The organism is Roseiterribacter gracilis, assembly GCA_018332375.1.
In the GTDB taxonomy this organism is placed as follows: Bacteria; Pseudomonadota; Alphaproteobacteria; order BOG-932; family Roseiterribacteraceae; genus Roseiterribacter; species Roseiterribacter gracilis.
Genome location: BOPV01000001.1, coordinates 1,327,852 through 1,349,107 on the forward strand (window position 1 = coordinate 1,327,852; position 21,256 = coordinate 1,349,107).

Below are 21,256 nucleotides of genomic sequence, written 5' to 3' on the forward strand. Positions count from 1 at the left end.
GGAAGGAACGCGCGCTCGCGATTCATCGCGAGCTCGAACGAGAGGGCGATCGTGATGGAGTCGGATTCCGCGGCGTCGGCGGTGCGTGTCGGCCGTGTTCGCTGGGTCATTTGCGGGCTGCTCTTTGCAGCGACCGCCATCAACTATATCGATCGTCAGATCATCGGCGTGCTCAAGCCGACCTTGCAAGCCGAGTATGGCTGGAGCGAGATCGACTACGGCGACATCATCTTTTGGTTCCAGGCCGCCTACGCGCTTGGCTATATCAGCTTCGGTCGCGTCGTCGATCGCGTCGGTGCGCGCACCGGCTACGCGCTTGCCGTCACCGTGTGGACGATCGCGCATATGGCGCACGCGGCCTGCACGTCGCTCGGCGGCTTCATGGCAGCGCGGTTCGCGCTCGGTCTCGGCGAGGCAGGCAATTTTCCGTCGGGCTTGAAAGCAGTCGCCGAGTGGTTCCCGAAAAAGGAACGTGCACTGGCGGTCGGCATCTTCAATGCCGGCGCCAATGTCGGCGCCATCGTCACGCCTTTGATCGTCCCGGTCATCACCATCGCGCTCGGCTGGCGCGCCGCGTTTCTGATCACCGGATTGTTCACCATCGTGTGGCTGGTGGCGTGGTGGGCGATGTATCGCCGGCCGCAGGAACATGCGCGCGTCACCGCGGCGGAACTTGCACTGATCCAAAGCGATCCGCCCGATGCAATCACGCCGATCCCGTGGACGCGCCTACTGAAGGTGCGCGAGACCTGGGCCTATGCTGCGGGCAAGTTCCTGATCGATCCGATCTGGTGGATGTTCTTGTTCTGGCTGCCGGACTTTTTCGCTAAGCGGCACGGACTCGATCTCAAGAGCTATGGGCCGCCGCTGGTGGTCGTCTATATTCTGTCGGACGTTGGCAGCATCTTCGGCGGCTGGATGTCGTCGTCGTTGATGAAGCGTGGCGTGTCGCTGTCGGCGTCGCGCAAATGGGCGATGTTCGTGTGCGCCGTTGCGGTGCTGCCGATCATGTTCGCGATGTATATCGACAATCTGTGGATGGCGGTGCTGGTCGTCGGCATCGCGACTGCAGCGCATCAAGGCTTCTCGTGCAATCTCTACACGCTGCCGTCCGACGTGTTTCCGCGTCGCGCGGTTGCATCGGTGGTCGGAATTGGCGGTACGGCGGGTGCCATCGGCGGCATGCTGATGGCGAAGTACGCCGGTTGGGTGCTCGACGCGATTGGCAGCTACACGCCGATCTTCATCGTTGCCGGGACGGTCTATCTGGTCGCGTTGCTGGTCATCCACCTTCTGTCGCCGCGTTACGAAGCGGCGAAGGTCGAATAGCCATCTAGTTCGGCAGCTGCCGCAACTCGTCGACCTGACGGATCGCCTGCAACACGCGATCCCATTCTTCGGCGCGTTCCAGCCGGTCTTCGGCCAGCGCCAGGCGCACCTGCTGTAGCGCGCAGGTCTGCGCTTCCCCGCCGCACTTGCCCAACAGCACGAAGGCCGCGAGCCAGAACGGCCGGTCCTGGATTGTCAAACCGACCGACGCCGGTTCGTCGTCCAGGTAGCGGTCTTCCCTGGGTTCAACCGCAGCAGTGCGTGTGTTTCGTGCGCCCATTGTCGTCTCCGTCCGTCCAAACACCTTTCGACGGACGAGGACTGCAAGGGGCGCGCCAGCGCCGTCGCGGCGGTCTTGCCGGCCTGCCCGCGGCTAGTTCCCCGGCACCGCGCCGTTCCATAAGATCGCGCCATGATCATCTGTATCGGCGAGGTCCTCGCCGCCGACGCGCTTCGTGAAATTACAGGGCTTCTCGACCAGGCCGGCTTTGTCGAAGGGCGCAGCACAGCCGGCTGGGCCGCGCGCGAGGTCAAACATAATCTGCAGCTGTCGACCAAAGCGCCGCAGCATGCGCGTGCGACTGCAATCGCGCGCGGCGCGATCGACAACAACGCGACCTTCAAGTCGGCGTCCCTGCCCCGCGCGCTGACACCGCTTCTGTTCAGCCGGTCGGAAACCGGCATGGGATACGGCGCGCATGTCGACAATGCGATGATGGGCGATCCGCCGGTCCGCACCGACCTTGCCTTTACGCTGTTCCTGTCCGCACCCGAACAATATGAAGGCGGCGCGCTGGTGATCGACGATGCGGGCGGCGAGCAGGAATTCAAACTGCCGGCCGGCGCGATGGTCCTCTATCCCGCAACGACCTTGCATCGCGTCGAAGAGGTCACGCGCGGACGGCGCGACGTTGCGGTCGGCTGGGTGCAAAGCCTGGTGCGCGATCCGCGCGGCCGCGAAATGTTGTTCGACCTCGATCGCACACGGCGCGCGCTGTTCGAACGCGACGGCAAGTCGGCCGAATTCGACACGTTGCAAAAGACCTATTCCAACCTGCTACGCATGCTGGCGGAAACATGACCGAAGCCTATCTGGTTGCCGCAACGCGCACCGCGGGCGCCCGCCGTGGCGGCAAGTTCAAAGACCAGCATCCGGTCGATCTCGCCGCTGCCGTGCTGAACGATTTGCTGGCGCGCAGCGGTTGCGATCCGGCGCTGGTCGACGACGTGATCCTGGGCTGCGTCAGCCAGGCCGGCGAGCAATCGACCAATGTCGCGCGCAACGCGGTGCTGGCCTCGGGCCTGCCCGAAACGATTCCGGGCACGTCGATCGATCGCCAATGCGGCTCGTCGCAACAGGCGCTGCAATTTGCGGCGCAGGCTGTGATGTCGGGCACGATGGACGTGGTGATTGCAGGTGGCGTCGAAAGCATGAGCCGCGTGCCGATGGGCATGCCGCATGCGCTGCCGCGCGCGCAGGGATTGGGCGCCTATCTCAGCCCGCAGATCAACGCGCGCTATGGCAATGTCGAATTCAGCCAGTTCGACGGCGCCGAGATCATCGCCGAACGGTTCGGTTTCACGCGCGAAGCGATGGATGCGTTCGCGCTCGACAGCCATCGCAAGGCCGCAGCCGCAACCGCCGCCGGCAAGTTCAAACAAGAGATTCTGGTGGTCGAGGTCGACGGCGTGCCGCACGCGACCGACGAAGGCATTCGCGCCGACACCAGCCTCGAAGCGCTCGGCGGATTGAAGTTGCTGCGCGAAGGCGGCCGTGTCACGGCCGGCAATGCCAGTCAGATTTGCGACGGCGCTTCAGGCGTTCTGGTCGTGAGCGAACGCGGCTTGAAACGATTGGGCGTCGCACCGCTAGCGCGCGTACATCATATGAGCGTGCTGGGCGGCGATCCGGTGACGATGCTGGACGTGCCGCTGGCTGCAACCGAACGCGCGCTGCGACGTGCCGGGATGAAGATCGGCGAGATCGATCTGTTCGAAGTCAACGAGGCCTTCGCTTGCGTGCCGATGGCGTGGCTCAAAGCAACCGGTGCTGATCCGAACCGGCTCAACGTGCATGGCGGTGCGATTGCGCTCGGCCATCCGCTGGGTGCGTCGGGCACCAAGTTGATGACCACCCTGCTATCGGCGCTGCACGACCGGAACAAACGCTTTGGGCTGCAGACGATGTGCGAGGGCGGCGGACAGGCCAACGTCACGATTGTTGAACGGCTTTAGTATCCAGTCGACGACGGTTCGGGACGTTTCGCGCCGCGAATTTCCGCCATGGCGCTGTTCAGCACGTTGCGCAGGAACATCACGTCGTTGCCCGGCGTGATCAGGTCGAAGCCTTGCTGTACGCGCTGCACCGCGCCGGCCGGACCGGAACAGAAGATGCCGGTCATCAACCCCTTTGCCGCCGCGGTCTTGCGAATATGTTCGACGCGTTCGATCACGAACGGATCGTCATGTTCGGGTTTGGGCGAGCGGCCCAGCGCCAATGCGAGATCGTTGGGACCGATAAAGATGCCGTCGAGCCCCGGCGTCGCGACGATTGCGTCGAGATTTGCGATCGCTACTTCGGTTTCGATCATCGCCAGCACCAGCATCTCTTTGTCGGCACCGCTGAGATAATCCATGCCGCCATACAACAGGCCACGCGCCGGGCCGAAGCTGCGCGTGCCGGTCGGCGGATAGCGGCAAGTCGATACCAGGCGCTCGGCATCTTCGCGGGTCGAAATCATCGGGCAGATGACGCCATACGCGCCGGCGTCTAGCAGCTTCATGATCTCGGCCGGATCGTTGCGCGACGGGCGCACCAGCGGAATCGCGTTCGAGGTCGAAATCGCCTGCAGCATTGGCACCGCCGCATCGAAGCCGATCATGCCGTGCTGCAGGTCGATCGTGACCGCGTCGAACCCCAGATGCGCGATCACCTCGGCCGCGTAGGAGGACGGGATCGACAGCCAGGCGCTGAGGATCAGCTTGCGCTCGGCATGGAGTGCACGCAGGCGGTTGCTTCGCATCAGGCCCTCAAATGGATGGAATGTCGGGTCGCAGATTGACAGGCCTTGGCCAGCTTTCAATGGTGGCCCCATGACCGTCCCCGACCACGCAGATATCCGCGATTCCGTCCGCCGCCTGTGCGCGCAATATCCCGCGACCTACTGGCGCGAGATGGATCGCGACCGCGCCTATCCCAGCGCGTTCGTCCAGGCCCTGACCGAAGCCGGCTTTCTCGCAGTGCTGATCCCCGAAGAATATGGCGGTAGCGGACTTGGGCTCGGCGCCGCAGCCGCGATCCTCGAAGAGATCCAGAAGAGCGGTGCCAACGGTGCGGCCTGCCACGCGCAGCTCTACATGATGGGCACGTTGCTGCGGCACGGATCGGAAGAGCAGAAGCAGAAATACCTGCCCGGCATTGCGTCGGGCGCGCTGCGGATGCAGGCATTTGGCGTCACCGAACCAACCAGCGGAACCGACACATCGGCATTGAAGACTGTGGCGCGCCGCGATGGCGACGTCTGGCGCGTCAGCGGTCAGAAAGTCTGGACGTCGCGTGCCGAATATTCCGACCTGATGCTGGTGCTGGCGCGCACGCGCCCGCCGCGCGAAGGCAAGAAACCCGCCGACGGCCTGTCGGTGCTGCTGCTCGACATGCGCGAAGCGGGCAAAGGTCTGACGATCCGCCCGATCCGCACCATGATGAATCACTCGACGACCGAAGTGTTCTTCGACGACGTGCCGGTGCCGGCGGAAAATCTGATCGGCAATGAAGGCGACGGGTTCAAATATATTCTGAGCGGGATGAACGCAGAGCGGATTCTGATCGCGTCGGAATGTATCGGCGACGCGCGCTGGTTCATCGACAAGGCCGTGGACTACGCCAAAGAGCGCCAGATCTTCGGCCGTCCGATCGGACAAAATCAGGGCGTGCAATTCCCGATCGCACGCGCCTATGCCGCGACCGAAGCGGCTGCACTGATGGTCAAAGCCGCGATCGCGAAATATGAAGCGGGCGAAAATGTCGGCGCCGAAGCCAATATGGCCAAGCTGCTGGCTGCCGACGCGTCGTGGCAGGCCGCCGACATGTGCGTGCAGACGCATGGCGGTTTCGGCTTTGCCGAAGAATATGACGTCGAGCGCAAATTCCGCGAAGCGCGCCTGTACCAGGTCGCACCGATCTCGACCAACTTGATCCTCTCCTTCCTGGGCGAGCATGTGCTCGGCCTGCCGCGTTCCTACTGATGACGAACCGGCCGCTCGAAGGTCTGTTGGTCATCGCGCTGGAACAGGCAGTCGCGGCCCCCTATTGCACGGCGCGGCTCGCCGATGCGGGCGCGCGCGTGATCAAGATCGAACGCGACGAAGGCGACTTCGCGCGCAACTATGACAGCGTCGTACACGGCGAGAGTGCCTATTTCGTCTGGCTCAATCGCGGCAAAGAATCGATCACGCTCGACATCAAACAGCCGGCCGATGCCGCGCTGCTCGCCAACATGATCAGCAAGGCTGACGTGTTCGTGCAGAATCTCGCACCCGGCGCCGCTGCGCGCGCCGGCTTCGGATCCGACGCATTGCGCGCGCGGCACAAGCGTTTGATTACCTGCGACATCAGCGGCTACGGCGAAACCGGTCCGGGCGCGGATCTCAAAGCCTACGACCTGCTGGTGCAGTGCGAATCCGGGCTGGCCTCGATCACCGGCGCGCCCGAAGCGCCCGGCCGCGTCGGCGTTTCGCTCGCCGATCTCGCCTGCGGACAGAATGCGCATGCCGCGATCCTGCAGGCACTCTATGCGCGCGAGAAAAACGGCCTGGGAGCAGGCGTTGCCGTCAGCCTGTTCGACGGCATGGCCGATTGGATGACGGTGCCGCTGCTGCACCAGGACTATGCGGGCAAGCCGCCGAAGCGCGTCGGGCTCAACCATCCGTCGATCGCGCCCTACGGTGCCTATGCGACCGGCGACGGCAAGCTGACCGTGATTTCAATTCAGAATGAGCGCGAATGGCGGTCGCTGTGCGCGACGGCCTTGCAGCACCCGGCGCTGGCTGAAGATGCGCGCTTTGCCTCGAACAATCTGCGCGTCACCAACCGTCCGGCGCTGGACGCGGAGATCAGTGCGGTGGTGAGCAAGCTGACGCGCGACGTATTCGTCGAACGGCTGCGCGCGGCAAACGTCGCGTATGGTGCGGTCAACGAGGTCGCCGATCTGTCGACACATCCGCAATTGCGCCGCGTGACGTTCGACACGCCAACCGGGCCGGTCGCCCTGCCCGCACCCGCCATGCGTTGGCGCGGCGACGACGATCTTTCCTTGGGACCAACGCCCGCGCTTGGCGAGCACAGCGAGAAACTGCGCGCGGAGTTCGGCTGACGGTCTAGGCCGCCATCTGCCCCAGCATGTTGCGCACCAGGTCGGACTTGTCCTTGGTGTTGAGCAGCTTTGCCGAGCGGCGTTTCAACGTGCGCTGCCACACGTCGCTGAGATGTCCCAACTTGGCGACGCTGATGCCGATCGACTGGAAGTAGCTCGACGCATCGGCGAGGAAGGCCGAGAAAGCCTGATGGTCGTTGCGCTGCACGAACATGCCGTCGAACGCGGTGCGGTACCGCACCATGCGCTTTTCCAACTCGGACGCCATGGTTGAAAACGCGCTCACAAGCTCGTTCAACGCGCGTTTGGCGGCCGGATCCATCATACTTGCTTCGGCGACGCGACGCTCGGTCTCAAGCCATTTTTGCAGCTCGCCCAGAACGCCGTTCTTCTCGCCTTTTTCGAACTGCAAATAGACGACGCCTTTCCAGGCGAAAAACGATTCCGCCGCGCTGTCGGCCGGAAGCTGGAAGAGCTGCGCCAGCTCATTGAGCTTGCGCATATCCTGCGCGCCCCACAGCGCATCGATCACGCCTTGGCGGCCACGGCTGCAAAGGTTGCGGCCTTGATAGATTGCTTCCGCAACCGCGCCATATTGCTGCTCGGCAAAGGCGTTGAGGCGCTGTTCGGAGTCCGCCCCCATCGCGAAATAGTTGCTGTCGATTTTGACGCCTTCGGCCTGGAACCGTTCGCGCACCAGAAACGGCGCGAAGGACGGGATCGAGTCGAGAATTTCGAGCAGTTCGAAATCGGCGGCCAGCGCATCGGAATTTTGCTTCTGCGACAGGTCGAACAGCTACGCCATCGCCTTGGTGAGCTGCGGCGTGCCGTAGAACACTGTACGCCCGCCCGCTGCTGGGCGATCCGGGTCGTAGGGCATGAAGATCTTGGTTGCGACAGTGCGGCGACGTTCGCGACTTTCGACCGTGCCTTCGAACGCGAGGCCAACCGGCGGGCGATCTTTGATAAACACGCTTTCGTTGAAGATGCGCGACTTGAACAACAACAGCTCGGGCGCCTTGCGCCGCTCGCGTTGTTCGATGTCATGCGAAACTTGCGCGCAATTCAGAATGCGCGACGACGTACCGAGCGTCGCTCGTGTCTCTTGTTGTTCAGCCATCCCCACCGATGCCCGAAAGATTGAAGCGATATGCGCGCTCTTCGGCCACCATGTGGGGGCGAGTTCATTGACGATTGATAAATTTCGATCGATTGATGCAAGCGAACTAGCTGAGACGGAAACAGCAGCTCAATCCTTCAACGTCCGCACCACCAGCAAAGTCTGCAAATGCGGCTTCAGCGCGATGCGGCTGAGATCGTCGGCGATGAATTTGGTCAGCGCTGCTGCGTCGGCCGCTTCGATGCGCAGCAGGTAGTCGGCGTCGCCGGCGACGAGATGGACTTCGAGAATCGCGGGCGTGTTGCGCAGGAACTCTTCGACGCGCGCACGCTCTTGGTTGCCGTTGGCTGACAGGCTGACGCGCACGAAGCCGGTCACCGGCCGCGCGTCGACATCGTCGATCAAGGTGCGGTAGCCGCGGATGACACCGCTATCTTCGAGCTTCTTCAGTCGAACGCCGCACAGCCGCGCCGTGATGCCGACCTGGTCGGCCAAGGCGCTGATCGCGATGCGCGCATTGGTTCGCAGCACGGCGAGCAGCTTGCGGTCGATTGCGTCGAGCTTGTCCATGGGGGCCAAGCTGGACCAGCTTGGCGTCCCGCGTCCAGTGTTGGGGTCTCGCGCCTGCGCGCGGCGCCGAAAACACGCGTTCTGCGCCCGGTCTTTGCGCAGAAACGCCGCCGGCATCGCGCTAGCTTCGGCGGCATGTTTCATCTGCACCAACGTTCGGCCGTGCCGAGCCCGTTCGAACTGACGCGTCACGAGATGCAGGACGCGGTCGCGACGTTGCGCGGCTGGGCCGGCTACGCAGCGACGCCGTTACATCGTCTGCACAGCTTTCCCGCGGCCAGCGCAGTCTGGCTGAAAGAAGAATCGCAGCGTTTCGGCGTCGGCAATTTCAAACCGCCGGGCGCCGCCTATGCGCTGACGCGGCTGCTGCGCGAACGGCGCGCCGGCACGATGGTGGTGACTGCGTCGGCGGGAAATTACGGCCGCTCGCTGGCTTGGGCAGCGCGCCAGCTTGACCTTCCCTGCACCATCTATGTCGGCGACGGCGTCAGCGCGGCGTCGCGCGAAGCAATTCAGCGCGAAGGCGCCTCAATCTTGCAGGTCGTCGGCACCTATGACGATGCGGTGCGTACCGCCGCCGCTGCCGCGCGCGGCAATGGCTGGACCTTGGTCTCGGATACAGCCTTTGACGGCTATGAAGAAATCCCGCGCTTCGTCATGGCCGGGTATGCGCTGCTGCTCGACGAGGTCGAAACGCAGCTGCGCCCAACCCATGTGTTCGTGCCCGGCGGTGTCGGCGGGTTGGCCGCTGCAGTCGCCGCTTATTACGCGCAGGCAGGCGGTGCACGTCCGCGCATCATCGTCGTCGAACCGCGCGCGAGCGATTGTCTGCTGCAAAGTTCGATCCGTGGTGCGCGCGCGGTGACGTTCGGCGCTTTCGACACGCAGCTTGTGCCGCTAGCGTGCGGCGAGCCATCGACGCTCGCCTGGCGCATCCTGGCCGATCACGCTGACGCATTCATCGCGATCACCGACGAGGAAGCGATCGAAGGCGCCGAGAGAATGCGCGCCGAAGATTCGCACCCGTCGGTCGGACTGTGTGCGGGTGCAACGGCGGGCGCATTGCTGTCGGTGCTAAAACGTAAAGAACATGCTGCGGCGCTGGATCTGACCGGCGCGTCGAACGTGCTGTTGATCGGAACCGACGGAAAAAGCTGATTACAGGTCCCAGACAAGCGTCTCTGCGCAGAGCAATTCGAAACAATCGAAGGCGGTTTCTTCGCTGGAACTTGTCGTGCAGCATCGCGGCAGACTTTCGAGGCGCCCGATGCGAATTCTCCACGCACCCGACTCCGTGTTGCACGATCCGTCGAACTATGTTCGCCGCGGCGAAACGGTTCCGCATCCAGAAAAAGCTGCGCGCTACCACCTGCTGCTCGACGCCGCGCGCAATGCCGGCCACGCGGTTGAACGCGCCGGCGATCACGGCATCGAGCCAATCGCCGCGGTACACACGCAAGGCCATATCGAGTTTTTCCGTACCGCGTGGTCGCGCCGCGATGAATGGCCGACCAAGAGTGACGAGATTTTCACCGGCCATTTCGCGCGACCGCAGATGCACCGACGGCCCGAGGGTTTCCTGGGATTGGTCGGCTATCACACGGCCGACACGTCAACGCCGATCCGCGCCGGCACATGGGCTGCGATTTACGGTTCGGCACAAGCTGCGATCAGCGCTGCCGACGCCGCACTCGCCGACGGACGCGCCTACGCGCTGTGCCGGCCACCCGGGCACCATGCGTATGCCGAAAGTGCGGGCGGCTTCTGCTATCTCAACAATGCAGCGATCGCGGCGCGTCGGCTGCAGAGCAAGCGCGGCGGCAAGATCGCGATTGTCGATATTGACGTGCATCACGGCAACGGCACGCAGGGCATCTTTTACGAAGACCCGACCGTGTTGACGATTTCGATTCACGCCGACACGTCGAACTACTTCCCGTTTTATAGCGGCTACGCGGACGAGACCGGGACCGGCGCAGGCAGCGGCTTCAACCTCAATCTGCCTTTGCAGCACGGTCTGGGCGACGGACCGTTCGTCGCCGCGATTGAGCAAGCGATGGCGCGCGTCGCCGCGTACGAACCGAACGCGCTCGTCGTAGCACTGGGACTCGACGCGTCCGAACACGATCCGATTGGCGCTCTACGTGTCACGACGCAGGGTTTCGCCGACGCCGCACGCACCATCGCGCGCGGCAAGCTTCCGACCGTACTTGTGCAGGAAGGCGGATATCTATCGGACGTGCTGGCGACGAATCTGACGCAATTTCTTGCTGCGTTCGACGCAGCTGCGTAAGCGGCTTAGGCCGGCTGCGGTTCGACCTGGCTCAACAAGGTGCGCACCAATTCGGCTTTGCCCTTGTCGTTCAAGAAGCGTAGCGCCTGGCGCTGCGTCGCGCGCTGCCAGATCTCGGAGAGATGGCTCAGCTTTGCCACCGCAATGCCGATCGCCTGGAAATGTTCGGACGCATCGGCGAGGAAATTGCTGAAGTCGCGATAGTCGTCGCGCTTCACGAACATGCTGTCGAACGCGGTGCGGTATTTCTGCAGTCGCGTTTCGAGATCGGTGGCGACGGTTGAAACCGCGCCCGCAGCGCTGTTCAGCACTTTGCGATCGGCGGGATTGACCGGGCTGCGCATTGCTTCGCGGCGCTGAATGTCGAGCCATTGCTGCAGCTCGGCGATGATCGCTGCCTTCTCGGCGCGTTCGAACTGCAGATAGACGACGCCCTTCCAGGCGAAGAAGGATTCCGGCGCGTTCGCGGTCGGCAGACGGAACAGGCGCGCCAGGCTGTTGAGCTTCTGCGCGTCGCGCATTCCCCACAACGCGTCGATCACGCCCTGACGTTCGCGTTCGCCTGTATTGCGGCCCTGCTGCAAAGCGTCGGCGACGATGCCGTACTGCTTGTGCGCGAATGCGTTCAGCCGCTCTTCGGTCTCGGTCTCGATGGCGAAATAGGCGGGATCGATTTCGATGCCGGCGGCGCGGCAACGCTCGCGCACCAAGAACGGCGCGAAGGACGGAATCGAATCCAAGATCTCGAGCTTGTCGTTGTCAGCTTCGAGTGCATCAAAATTGTGCTGCTGCTTCAAATCGAGCAGCTCGTTCATCGCGGTGCCAAGTTGCGGCGTGCCGAAGAAGACGGTGCGGCCGCCAGCAGCGGGGCGCACGCGGTCGTACGGCATATAGATCTTGGTGCCGACGATACGGCGACGACGGCGCACCATCGGCGAGCCTTCGAATGGAACCCCGAATGGCGGGCGATCCTTGATCAGCACGCTGTCGTTGAAGATCTTGGTCCGGAACAGCAGCTTTTCGGGCGCCGGTTGACCTTCGCGCTGTTCGATTTCGTAGGTGATGCGCGCGCAGTTCAGCACTCGGGACGAAGCCGAGGCGAGTACGGGTCGGAAATCTGGTTCAGCCATACGAAACGCGCGGTCCGGGGGTCCCCAAAAACGGCCGCAGTCTGGCTACGTTCGACCGCGCCTACAACAAAAGAACATGGTTACCGCCGGGCCAGCCGAAACCCGCGACGCCACGTTGTTTCGCAGTCCGCTGCAGCCCGCTAGGCGGGTCATTGTCGGCGCGCGCGCGAGATAATATAACGCCGCCGTGAGCCGCGATTTCTCGACCCTGCTGCATTGGATGCGCCGCCAAGCGCGCCCGCTGCTGCTTCTCCTGCTGCTGACGCAGCTGGCGATGGTCGGGCATCGCATCGAGCATTTCGTTGCCCCGGACCAGGTCGAAAGCATCGCCGATTGCGCTGCCTTCGCGCCGACGCCCGACGCAAGCTGCGAACCGCCAGCGGTTGTTCGCACGCCGGCCAGCTTCACCCTCTTTGCTGCCTGGTCGCCGACGGAGCAGATCCGCGCCGGCGAGATCAACCAACACGCCTATCGGTCGCAAGCACCGCCCGCCTGACTCCCGGGTTCGCTTCGCATTTCTCTGCGTCCGCACTTGCGCTGACACGCGCGCGGAACGCACCGACCGATTGGAGTCAGCATGCCTCGTTTTGTCTTCCGCGCCGTCGCGGTGGGTGCATTCGCACTCACGGCGTTACCGGTGGCTGCGCAACAAGCCGAAGAGATCGTCGTCACCGCACGTCGTCTCGATGAACAGCGTAACGGGCTGAGCCCGCGCACCGGCGCCAGCCAATATGTTTTCGACCAGACCGCCATCGACTTGCAGCCGCAAGGTCCCGATCGCTCGTTCAATCGGCTGCTGCTGCAGGCGCCGGGCGTGGTGCAGGACGGCGAAGGCGGCATCCGCATTCGCGGCGATCACGCCAATCTGCAGTATCGCCTGAACGGTGTTCTGATCCCCGAAGGCGTCGGTGGATTCGGCGACACGTTCGAAACCCGCTTCGCCAACAAGATCGAATTGCTGACCGGCGCGCTGCCGGCGCAGTACGGCTATCGCACCGCGGGCGTGATCGAGATCGAAACCAAAGATGGTGCGCGCGACAAAGGCGGCTCGGTCAGCCTCTATGGCGGCAGCAACGGCACGATCAAACCCAGCGCCGACGATGGTGGCTCGTCCGGTACGTGGAGCTGGTACGTCTCGGGCAGTTACCTGCGCAGCGATCGCGGTCTCGATTCACCGACGCCGGGGCGCGACGCGCTGCACGACGCGACCGAACAAGGGCGCGGCTTCGTCTATCTGTCGAACGTGCTCAACAGCGACACGCGCGTCAGCATCATTGCGGGCAGCTCGGCCAGCAGATTCGAAATTCCCAACACGCCGGGGCAAGACGTCGCCTTCCCGCTCAATGGCCGCACGCAGTTTGCCTCGGCGCAGCTCAATGAGCGGCAACGCGAAAGCAACAGCTACGCGATCGTCGCGCTGCAAAGCTCGACCGAGAAATTCGACTGGCAGGTCGCGCCCTTTCTTCGCTACAGCCAAGTCCGCTTCACGCCCGACCCGGTTGGCGATTTGATGTTCTCGGGCGTCGCCGGCGACGTGAAACGGTCCAGCTTTGCGACCGGTATTCAATTTGACGGTGCCTATCGCATCGACGACCAGCACACGCTGCGCGGTGGTCTGTTCACCCAAGCCGAGCGTGGCATCAGCAAAGCCAACATTGCCGTGTTCGACGTCGGCAGCGATGGCACGCCGCTGTCGGATCGTTCGCGCAGCATCGCCGACAAATCGGCCAAGACCGGTTATCTCTACGGCGTCTATCTGCAGGACGAATGGAAGCCGATCGAGCGGCTGACGGTGAATGCCGGTCTGCGCTTCGACCTGGTCAACGCCTATGTCAATGAAAGCGCGCTGCAGCCGCGCCTGTCGGTCTCGTACAAGCTGACCGACAAGACGACGGTCCATGCCGGCTATTCGCGCTTCTTCATTCCGCCGGCGCTGGAGCTGGTCGGCAATAGCAGCCTGGCGAAATTCGCCGGCACGACCAACGCGCCCGCAGTCACGCAGAACGATCCGGTGCGATCGGAACGCGCCGACTATTACGACGTCGGCATCAGCCACGAACTTGTTCCGGGTTTGCAGATCGGCGTCGACGGCTACATCAAAAAGTCGCGCAACCTGCAGGACGAAGGACAGTTCGGACAGGCGCTGATCCTGACGCCGATCAATTTCCGCGAAGGCCATGTCTATGGCGTCGAAGGATCGGTGTCGTACCGGCGCGGACCGGTGCAGCTCTACACCAACCTGACGTGGCTGCGCGCCAGCGGCCGCGACATCATTTCGAGTCAGTTCGGCGTCGAACCGGACGAGCTCGCCTATATCCGCACCAACTGGGTGAAGCTGGATCACGACCAGCGTTACAGCGCGTCGGCGGGCGGATCCTATTCGTTCGACACCGGCACGTCGGTTGCGATCGACGCGCTGTACCAGACCGGCCTCGCGAAAGGCTTCGCCTCGACCGAGCATGTGACGCCGTATCTGACCGCCAATCTCGGCATCAGCCAGGATTTCACCGCCTGGGGTGCGGATGGCTGGTCGGCGCGGTTCGACGTGCTGAACCTGTCCGATCGCGTCTATCAGATCCGCGACGGCAGCGGCATCGGCGTCGGCCAGGCGCAATATGGCGTGCGGCGCAGCTTCTTCGCCGGCGTGACCAAGAAGTTCTGAGACAGGTACGGCGCGGGTTGGCATTGCTGGCCCGCGCCGCTATCACGACGCCATGAGCGACACACCTCCCGACCGTCTCTGCGCCTCGCCTGGAAGCCCCTATTTCGACGAAGCGATTATGGAGCGCGGCGTCGGCGTCATCTTCAACGGCGTCGAAAAAACCAACGTCGAAGAATATTGCGTCAGCGAGGGCTGGGTCCGTCTGGTTGCCGGCACCGCCAAGGATCGCAAAGGCAATCCGATGACGGTCAAGCTGAAGGGCACGGTCGAGCCGTTCTTCAAGCCCGCGACCTGACCACCCGGCTGCCGATCACTCTTTCATTCGCGCCAGATAGTCGGCCGCGCTCTGCGGGCCGCTGACGAACGTATCGGTATGCTCGGCGATGAATTTGCGGAACTCGAAAAAGTGCTTCTTTCCGCCCATGACTTTCTTCAGCGCCGCGGCCAGCGCTTCTTTCTTGTCGGCCGGTGTTTCGGCCGGCTGGATCAACAGAAAATCCCAACTCGCGCCGTCCTGATGCACGAACAATTCGCGCGGCGGCAGGCCGGCGATGCGATTCGCTTCGTCATACATCGCAATCATCTGCAGGAAAGCTTCATGCTGCCCGGGTGCAATGCGATAAATCTCGATCAGTTTCTGCGGTGGTTCGGGCAATTTGCTTTGCGCCTGCACCGGTGCGGCGAAGGCCAGGCTCAGCGCTGCGGTGGCCAAAAGAACGCGCATCATCATTTCCCTCCGTTGTTCGTATCAGCGTTGCTTGGTTGGTTCGGCGCACCGGGCGGGTAATCGTCCCAGTGCCACGGCCGAGGAAATGCGCGTTGGCGCGGCCACACCTCGTTCAACGTAGCGGCGTCGTACAGCCGGCCGCCTTGCATTACGTGCGAGATCGCCTCGGCGTTGCGGATGTCGATCAGCGGATCGCGATCGAGCACGACAAGGTCCGCAATCTTGCCCTTTTCAATCGTGCCGAGATCGGCACTGCGGCCGATCGCTTCGGCCGAACCAATCGTGCCGGCCCGCAACGTCTCGACCGGCGTCCAGCCGCCGCGAACATGGGCCTGCATCTCCCAATGGAAGCCCAAGCCGGGAATTTCGCCGTGACTGCCGATGCCGACGACGCCGCCGGCACGCACGATTTGCGCGCCGCCTTCGGCAAACGCAGGAAACGGGTCGTCTTCGGCTTCACGCCATTGGCGTTTGCGCGTCTTCATGTCGACGATGAAGCGCGGCGCGAACCGGTTGAGCTTCGGATCGTGGTTCGGCTGGCGATCGACGATGAAACGATCCTGGCCGCCGCCATTGACCATCAGCGTCAGATTGTACGAAACCCCGCTTTTGGCGAACAAGGTGATGACGTCGGCCGCGAGCGGTGCGGCCGGAAGCGCATGTTCGAGGCCGGAAATACCGTCCTGGACCTGCGTCAGATCCAGCTTGTCTGACGTCGCACCCTCGGCGGTCACGCGCAGGCCGCGTTCGCGCGCGCTTTGCGCAATCCATTGCCGCACGCGACGCGAACCGGTGCGATAGAGCTTGATATTGTCGAGCCGATAATAGTCTCGGTAGCGATCCAGCACGCGATCGACATCCGTCTTGCTTGCAAACTCGTTGAACGAGAACAGCGCGACGCCGGTCGACCGAATCCGCGAGCCGATCATCAGACCGGCATCGATCAAATCCTGGTATGGCAGCAGATCGATCGTCAGCGTCGACGGATCAAACGCCGTCGTGATGCCATACGACAAATTGGCTGCCGGCCCCCAGCTTTCCACATCCAGCACGCCGCGGCGAACGTCAGCGACATGGTCGTGATCGTCGATGAAACCCGGCACAATCCATTTGCCGCCGACGTCGCGGATGGTTGCGCCGTCGGGCACCGGAAACGACCCGCGCGCACCGACCGCTGCAAAGCGCCCATCCACGATCAGAATGTCGGCATCGGCAATCGGCGCCGTGCCCGGCACCGCAATCGCAGTTGCGCCACGCAACACCAGCGCGCCCGGATTGGAAGCCCGCGGAATTTGCACGTCGGCGTCACTGCGCACCGGCGTTCCGACATCGGGTGCACCCGGTGCCTCACCGGCTCGGCGAAGCGCGACGCCGGCAAGCGGACGGCGAAACCAGCTTGATCCGATTGCCCAGCCGATCGTTCGTCCGTCGGCGCTCCACTGCAAAAAGTCGGCGCCGACATCGGTAAGCCGACGGTGGCGCACGCCCGGCGCCGCCAGATCGATCGTCGTGCCCAGCTTGGCAGGCAGTTCGAGCAGATGGAGCTGCTGCGCGATCTGCGCCAGCACCGTTTTCCCGTCCGGACTCAGACGCAGATCCTGGACCGGCGCGCGCCCGGGCGAGAAATAATAACCGGGGCCGGTCACTTGCAGCAGCAGCTGTCGCTTGCCGTCGGCCAGCGACACCAGATTCAGCCCATTGTTGAACAACAGCGCGACGCGCGCCGGGTCGGGCCCGAAATGCGGGACGCCGCCCATATTGCCGGCAGCAACGGTGCGTGCCGCGCCGCCCTGGGCCGGTAGCATCGCCAACTCGGCATCGCGCACGACGCCATATTCCATGTAGCGATGCATGCGCACGACGTTGCTCGAGCGGAGGACGAGCACCGACCTTCCGTCGGGTGTTTCAACCGGACTCGTGTAATAGGCCGCAACGTCGGTCAGGCGCACCGGCGCGCCGTTTCCATCAGCCGGAACACGCCATACATGGCCGCCGTCACGCGCCGACCAACGAACATACAGGATCGAGCGCCCGTCCGCCGACCAGCTCGGCTCGAATTCGCCGATTTGATCTTGGGTTAGCCTTCGTGGTTTTCCGCCGGGCGCCAGCGGCATCACATACACGTGTCCGAGCGCGGAAAAGGTGAGTTGCGTGCCGTCCGGCGATTCCATCGGGTGCTGGATGATCCGCGCGCGCACCGGGCCGGTTTCCTCGCGGATCACCGGCGCGTTCAGCGGCCCCAGCGGCACCTGCACATATGCCGTGAATTCGATCTCCGTCGTCGCGCTGTCGGCCAGCGACACGCGCCGCAGCTTGCCGCCATCGTTTACGACCAACGCAGCACTGTCAGGCGTAAACGCATAGTGCGGCGCCAGATCGCGCCACGGCGCGCTAACCAGTTCATCGAGCTGTGTCAGACGAACCAGCCAGCGATCATCGCGCGTGCGAAGATCAAGCACGCGCAACCACAGCTGCGCGCCGTAGCGCGTCGCATAGACAAGCTTGCTGCCGTCGGGCGAAGGAATGGGACGAAAGAACGTGCCGAGCACCAGGTCCGGGCGATAGCTGCGCGGCGGCTCGACAAGCGTTTCTTCTGTACCGGCGCGAAGGTCGCGCCGCCGTATCACCCAGCCCGGCGGGTCACCGTCATGCGGTCCGACCTGCGACGCGTAATAGAGCCATTTCCCGTCGCGCGACGCGGCAGCACCGACGGTGCTCGAGGAAGGCTCGCCTGCAATCGGGACGATGACGGTCGTCTTGCCGGTCGCGACCTCGATTGCCTGCAACGCAAAAGCGGCGTGCGCAGGATCATACCGCGACACGTAGATCGTGCGCGCATCAGCGCTCCAGGCTGGTGAGGTAAAAATACTGTCGTCGCCATGCGTCGTCACGGCGCGCGGATTGCGCCCGTCCGCATCCGCGATCCAGACGTTTTCAGATCCCGACCGATCGCTGAGAAATACGATCTGCTTCCCGTCCGGCGAAAAGGCAGGCTGCGAGTCAAACGCCATGCCCGTCGCGATTGCACGCGCAGTCCCACCGCGCGCATCGACCAGGTAGAGATCGCCGAGCATCTCGAACACGATCTGGCGGCCATCCGGCGACAGATCCGGCGACAGCCACGTTCCCTCCTGGACCGTGAATGCCAGCGTGCGCGCCGCCTCAAGCGGCAGGCCGCTGCCGGAAAGTTGGACCGGGCGCGCTGCTGCAGGTTTCTGCCCGGCCGTACGGGCGGCTTCAGATACCGCGTGATCGGGTGCCTGCACCGGTTCGTGCGCGTGCACCGGACTCACGAAGGCCAACAGCGACAGAACGAACGAGCAGCACAACAGGCTGGTGCGACGGCGCATCAGCGCGCATCCGGCAGCGTGCGGTAGCGATCACGCAACGCGTCCTGGCGCGTCGCCAGCGAAACGTCCTTGCCCTGCACGAAAACGCGAACCGCGTTGGTCGTCGGCTCCAGCGGATCGCCGTCCCAGACGACCAGATCGGCTTCGCGGCCCGGTGCCAGCGTGCCGTAGCGTTCAGCCTGGCCCCAGATCGCGGCGGGATTGCGCGTGATGGCGCACAGCGCTTCGACATAGGCGAGCCCGTTGGCGACGGCCATGCCGGCCGCGTCGCGGATCGCAGTGCCGGCGTTGTAGCTCAGCATCAACGTATTGCCGGGCACATAGAATGCGATACGCACGCCCGCCTTGTGCAACAGCGCGGCGCTGTCGATGCGCGCACCGATTTCGTCAAAATGGAGCGGCAGATTGAAGGTCGGATCGAGGATCACCGGCACGTTGCGCGCCGCCAGCAGGCTCGCCGCACGCCACGCTTCCGCACCGCCGATCACGACCACCCGCAACGCATAGTCCTGGCCCAGCTGCACCGCCTGCCTGATATCGGACTCGCGCTGCGCCACGATCGCGAGCGGCATTTTACCGTCGAGCACCGGTTGCAGCGCCTCTGCTTCGAGGTGATTGAGCAGCTGGTCGCGCGTTGCACCGCTTTTGCCGATGTCGCGAAAGCGCTTCGCTTCGTCGAGCGCATTGCGCAGCAAGATCCATTGCGCGCTGCGCGACCCGCCGACCTCTTTGGCAAAGCTCCCGCCCGCCTGCACGAACATTGCAACTTTGGCGCGGTCGAGCAGATCGGGTCCGTCGCCCAGCTTCAACAACGCCGCTTGGCCTGCGAAAGGCGGATTGCCGCTGCCGTCAGGAAAACTCAAAGCGCGCGTCACGCCGTCGGCGCGCACGTGGCGCAGCAACACCGAATTGGGGTTGAGCGCGTATTGTACGTCGAACGCGGCGCCGAGCGGACTGTTGCGCACCGCGCGATCGACCGTCTCTTGCGCGCCAAGCACTTCGACCAGACCGAGCTGCGTCGCTGCGCTAATCAGCGAGGGTGTGACGACTTTGGCGCGCGCATCGATCCGCTCAGCGTCGGCCGGCACCGGCCCGTTGGCTTGCACCGATTCGATGCGCCCGTCGCGCAGTACGATCGTTGCATTCTCGATTTTGTCGGCGCCGTCGGTCAGCGGCCAGGCCGTCGCGCCAACGATCGCAACCGGCTTGGTTTGCGCCAGTGCGGGTGCTGCGGCGAGCAGCAACGCGACAACGGCCAGCAACAGTCGGGCGTTCATCGCACGTCCTCGCGCGCGGGTTGGCCCAGTTCGAAATCAGCGGGCGGTGTCTGTTTGGCCGGGTCGAGCCGGTCGAACCGCAACGCGCCGTCAACGAATACCTGATCGGCTTTTGTGTAGACGCTGAACGGATCGCCCGACCAGATCACGACGTCAGCGTTCTTGCCCGGCTCGATCGTGCCGATCCGATCGTCGAGCCCCAACGCCTTGGCCGGATTGGCGGTGATCCAGCGCATCGCGCGCGCAGGTGCGATCTCGATGCCGGCACGCCGCCCCGACGCCATGGCCTTGGCCGTTTCCATGTTGAGACGTTGGCCGGTGAAGGGTGAATCCGAATGCATCATCACGCACGCGCCCGCTGCTTCGAGCAACGCGGCGTTGGCGCGGATGCCGTCATTGACCTCCATCTTCCAGCCCCACCAATCCGACCAGACCGCGGCGCACGTGCCGCGCGCGCGCAGCAATGCCGGGACTTTGTAGGCTTCCGCGGCGTGATGGAATGCAGCGACGCGATAGCCAAACTCGGCGGCGAGATCGAGCATCACGGCGAGATCGGCAGAACGGTAGCAATGGATGTGCACCAGAATATCGCCGCGCAGCACCGCCGCCAGCGTGTCCAGTTTCAGATCGCGATCGGGCACGTCGCCTTTGCCACCACGCTGGTATTTTTCCCATTTCGCGATGTAGGCCTTGGCCTTGACCCAGGCGTCGCGCATGCCCGCAACACCGCCCATCCTGCTGGTCGGAAATTTCCCCGCATTCTTGGGGTTGTCGCCGCACGCCATCTTCAAGCCCGGCTTGGCAGCGGGAAATTTCATCGCCTGCATCGTCGCCGCCGGCACCGGTTTCAGCACGACGCTGCGGCCGCCGAACAGATTCCCCGATCCGGGCAGGATCTGCAGCGTCGTCACGCCCGCCGCCAGCGCACGCGCGAACGCGGGATCGTGCGGCTGCACGCCGTGCTCGACCCAGACATTGGCTGTGTTGGGATCGCTGTCTTCGCTGACGTCGCCGGTCTTTTCGTCCGCCGAGGTCAACGGCGACACATACGTGCCGTTATGCGAGTGGACGTCGATGATTCCCGGCGTGACGAAGCGGCCGCGCGCATCGATCACGGTGGCGCCGGCAGGCAGCTGCAGATCCGAACCGACTGCGACAATCTTGCCGTCGCGCATGCGTAGCGACGCATGCTCGACGCGCCCGCCTTTGCCGTCGAGCAAGGTCGCGCCGGTGATGATCGTGTCCGGCGACGGTCCCGGACGATAGGTGCTGGGATAGGCGTCGAGCATGAATGGCAGCGATGCCCGATCGCCGTTCGGCGTGTCCTTGGCAAAGGCCGCACCGGCCGACACGAGAAGCGCCAGAGCGAAAAGCGCCAGAGCGAAAAGCGATCGTTGCAGCATGGTCCCCGATCCGCAAAAAGGCG

At 63.9% G+C, this 21,256-nt stretch carries 20 protein-coding genes; 10 read left to right on the forward strand and 10 right to left on the reverse strand.

Annotated features, from left to right (window positions below; all coding sequences use genetic code 11):
- Nucleotides 1-54: 54 nt before the first annotated feature.
- A complete protein-coding gene (locus TMPK1_RS06615; RefSeq protein WP_420242167.1) occupies nt 55-1,329 on the forward strand; it encodes an MFS transporter in 1,275 nt (424 codons plus the stop codon).
- A gap of 4 nt (nt 1,330-1,333) precedes the next feature.
- Here TMPK1_RS06615 and TMPK1_RS06620 read toward each other — a convergent pair whose 3' ends face one another.
- The gene (locus tag TMPK1_RS06620; RefSeq protein WP_420242168.1) at nt 1,334-1,609 is read right to left on the reverse strand and encodes a hypothetical protein; all 276 of its coding nucleotides are present in this window, start codon (nt 1,607-1,609) and stop codon (nt 1,334-1,336) included.
- A gap of 132 nt (nt 1,610-1,741) precedes the next feature.
- Between TMPK1_RS06620 and TMPK1_RS06625 the strand changes: the two genes are divergently transcribed.
- Nucleotides 1,742-2,410 carry a Fe2+-dependent dioxygenase gene (locus TMPK1_RS06625; RefSeq protein ID WP_420242169.1) on the forward strand — a complete coding sequence of 223 codons (669 nt, stop codon included), beginning with the start codon at nt 1,742-1,744 and terminating at the stop codon, nt 2,408-2,410.
- Entirely contained in the window at nt 2,407-3,564 is a 1,158-nt protein-coding gene (locus tag TMPK1_RS06630) for an acetyl-CoA C-acetyltransferase (protein ID WP_420242170.1), read from the forward strand. The genes TMPK1_RS06625 and TMPK1_RS06630 overlap by 4 nt, the downstream gene beginning before the upstream one ends.
- Here TMPK1_RS06630 and TMPK1_RS06635 read toward each other — a convergent pair.
- Entirely contained in the window at nt 3,561-4,352 is a 792-nt protein-coding gene (locus TMPK1_RS06635) for an HpcH/HpaI aldolase family protein (protein ID WP_420242171.1), read from the reverse strand. The genes TMPK1_RS06630 and TMPK1_RS06635 overlap by 4 nt on opposite strands.
- Before the next feature lie 70 nt (nt 4,353-4,422).
- On the opposite strand from TMPK1_RS06635, the gene TMPK1_RS06640 reads away from it, so the two are divergent.
- Both TMPK1_RS06640 and TMPK1_RS06645 read left to right on the forward strand, forming a co-directional pair.
- On the forward strand, nt 4,423-5,574 hold the full coding sequence (locus TMPK1_RS06640) for an acyl-CoA dehydrogenase family protein (RefSeq protein ID WP_420242172.1): 1,152 nt from the start codon (nt 4,423-4,425) through the stop codon (nt 5,572-5,574).
- Entirely contained in the window at nt 5,574-6,701 is a 1,128-nt protein-coding gene (locus TMPK1_RS06645) for a CaiB/BaiF CoA transferase family protein (RefSeq protein WP_420242173.1), read from the forward strand. The genes TMPK1_RS06640 and TMPK1_RS06645 overlap by 1 nt, the downstream gene beginning before the upstream one ends.
- A gap of 4 nt (nt 6,702-6,705) precedes the next feature.
- Here the strand turns inward: TMPK1_RS06645 and TMPK1_RS06650 are convergent, their stop codons facing one another.
- The 3 genes from TMPK1_RS06650 to TMPK1_RS06660 form a co-directional block, all read right to left on the reverse strand.
- A complete protein-coding gene (locus tag TMPK1_RS06650) occupies nt 6,706-7,398 on the reverse strand; it encodes a hypothetical protein (RefSeq protein ID WP_420242174.1) in 693 nt (230 codons plus the stop codon).
- 99 nt (nt 7,399-7,497) lie between these two features.
- Nucleotides 7,498-7,821, reverse strand: coding sequence for a hypothetical protein (locus TMPK1_RS06655; protein WP_420242175.1), 324 nt, complete (start codon nt 7,819-7,821; stop codon nt 7,498-7,500).
- Between the two features lie 129 nt (nt 7,822-7,950).
- Nucleotides 7,951-8,391 (reverse strand): Lrp/AsnC family transcriptional regulator, encoded by a 441-nt coding sequence (locus TMPK1_RS06660; protein WP_420242176.1) that lies wholly within the window; start codon nt 8,389-8,391, stop codon nt 7,951-7,953.
- 135 nt (nt 8,392-8,526) lie between these two features.
- Between TMPK1_RS06660 and TMPK1_RS06665 the strand changes: the two genes are divergently transcribed.
- On the forward strand, nt 8,527-9,549 hold the full coding sequence (locus tag TMPK1_RS06665) for a pyridoxal-phosphate dependent enzyme (protein WP_420242177.1): 1,023 nt from the start codon (nt 8,527-8,529) through the stop codon (nt 9,547-9,549).
- A gap of 109 nt (nt 9,550-9,658) precedes the next feature.
- On the forward strand, nt 9,659-10,684 hold the full coding sequence (locus TMPK1_RS06670) for a histone deacetylase family protein (RefSeq protein ID WP_420242178.1): 1,026 nt from the start codon (nt 9,659-9,661) through the stop codon (nt 10,682-10,684).
- 5 nt (nt 10,685-10,689) lie between these two features.
- On the opposite strand, the gene TMPK1_RS06675 is transcribed toward TMPK1_RS06670, so the two are convergent.
- The gene (locus TMPK1_RS06675) at nt 10,690-11,766 is read right to left on the reverse strand and encodes a hypothetical protein (RefSeq protein ID WP_420242179.1); all 1,077 of its coding nucleotides are present in this window, start codon (nt 11,764-11,766) and stop codon (nt 10,690-10,692) included.
- Between the two features lie 235 nt (nt 11,767-12,001).
- Between TMPK1_RS06675 and TMPK1_RS06680 the strand changes: the two genes are divergently transcribed.
- From TMPK1_RS06680 to TMPK1_RS06690, 3 genes are all read left to right on the forward strand, one after another.
- On the forward strand, nt 12,002-12,310 hold the full coding sequence (locus tag TMPK1_RS06680) for a hypothetical protein (protein ID WP_420242180.1): 309 nt from the start codon (nt 12,002-12,004) through the stop codon (nt 12,308-12,310).
- Nucleotides 12,311-12,391: 81 nt separating this feature from the next.
- On the forward strand, nt 12,392-14,476 hold the full coding sequence (locus TMPK1_RS06685; RefSeq protein WP_420242181.1) for a TonB-dependent receptor: 2,085 nt from the start codon (nt 12,392-12,394) through the stop codon (nt 14,474-14,476).
- Nucleotides 14,477-14,528: 52 nt separating this feature from the next.
- Nucleotides 14,529-14,771: a DUF3297 family protein gene (locus TMPK1_RS06690; protein ID WP_420242182.1), complete on the forward strand. Its 243-nt coding sequence runs from the start codon at nt 14,529-14,531 to the stop codon at nt 14,769-14,771.
- Between the two features lie 15 nt (nt 14,772-14,786).
- Here TMPK1_RS06690 and TMPK1_RS06695 read toward each other — a convergent pair whose 3' ends face one another.
- The 4 genes from TMPK1_RS06695 to TMPK1_RS06710 are packed head-to-tail and all read right to left on the reverse strand — an operon-like array spanning nt 14,787 to nt 21,233.
- Nucleotides 14,787-15,200 carry a hypothetical protein gene (locus TMPK1_RS06695; protein ID WP_420242183.1) on the reverse strand — a complete coding sequence of 138 codons (414 nt, stop codon included), beginning with the start codon at nt 15,198-15,200 and terminating at the stop codon, nt 14,787-14,789.
- Nucleotides 15,201-15,202: 2 nt separating this feature from the next.
- Entirely contained in the window at nt 15,203-18,553 is a 3,351-nt protein-coding gene (locus TMPK1_RS06700; RefSeq protein ID WP_420242184.1) for an amidohydrolase family protein, read from the reverse strand.
- Nucleotides 18,553-19,830: an amidohydrolase family protein gene (locus TMPK1_RS06705; RefSeq protein WP_420242185.1), complete on the reverse strand. Its 1,278-nt coding sequence runs from the start codon at nt 19,828-19,830 to the stop codon at nt 18,553-18,555. The genes TMPK1_RS06700 and TMPK1_RS06705 overlap by 1 nt, the downstream gene beginning before the upstream one ends.
- Nucleotides 19,827-21,233, reverse strand: a complete 1,407-nt coding sequence (locus tag TMPK1_RS06710; protein WP_420242186.1) for an amidohydrolase — start codon at nt 21,231-21,233, stop codon at nt 19,827-19,829. The genes TMPK1_RS06705 and TMPK1_RS06710 overlap by 4 nt, the downstream gene beginning before the upstream one ends.
- Between the last annotated feature and the right edge of the window lie 23 nt (nt 21,234-21,256).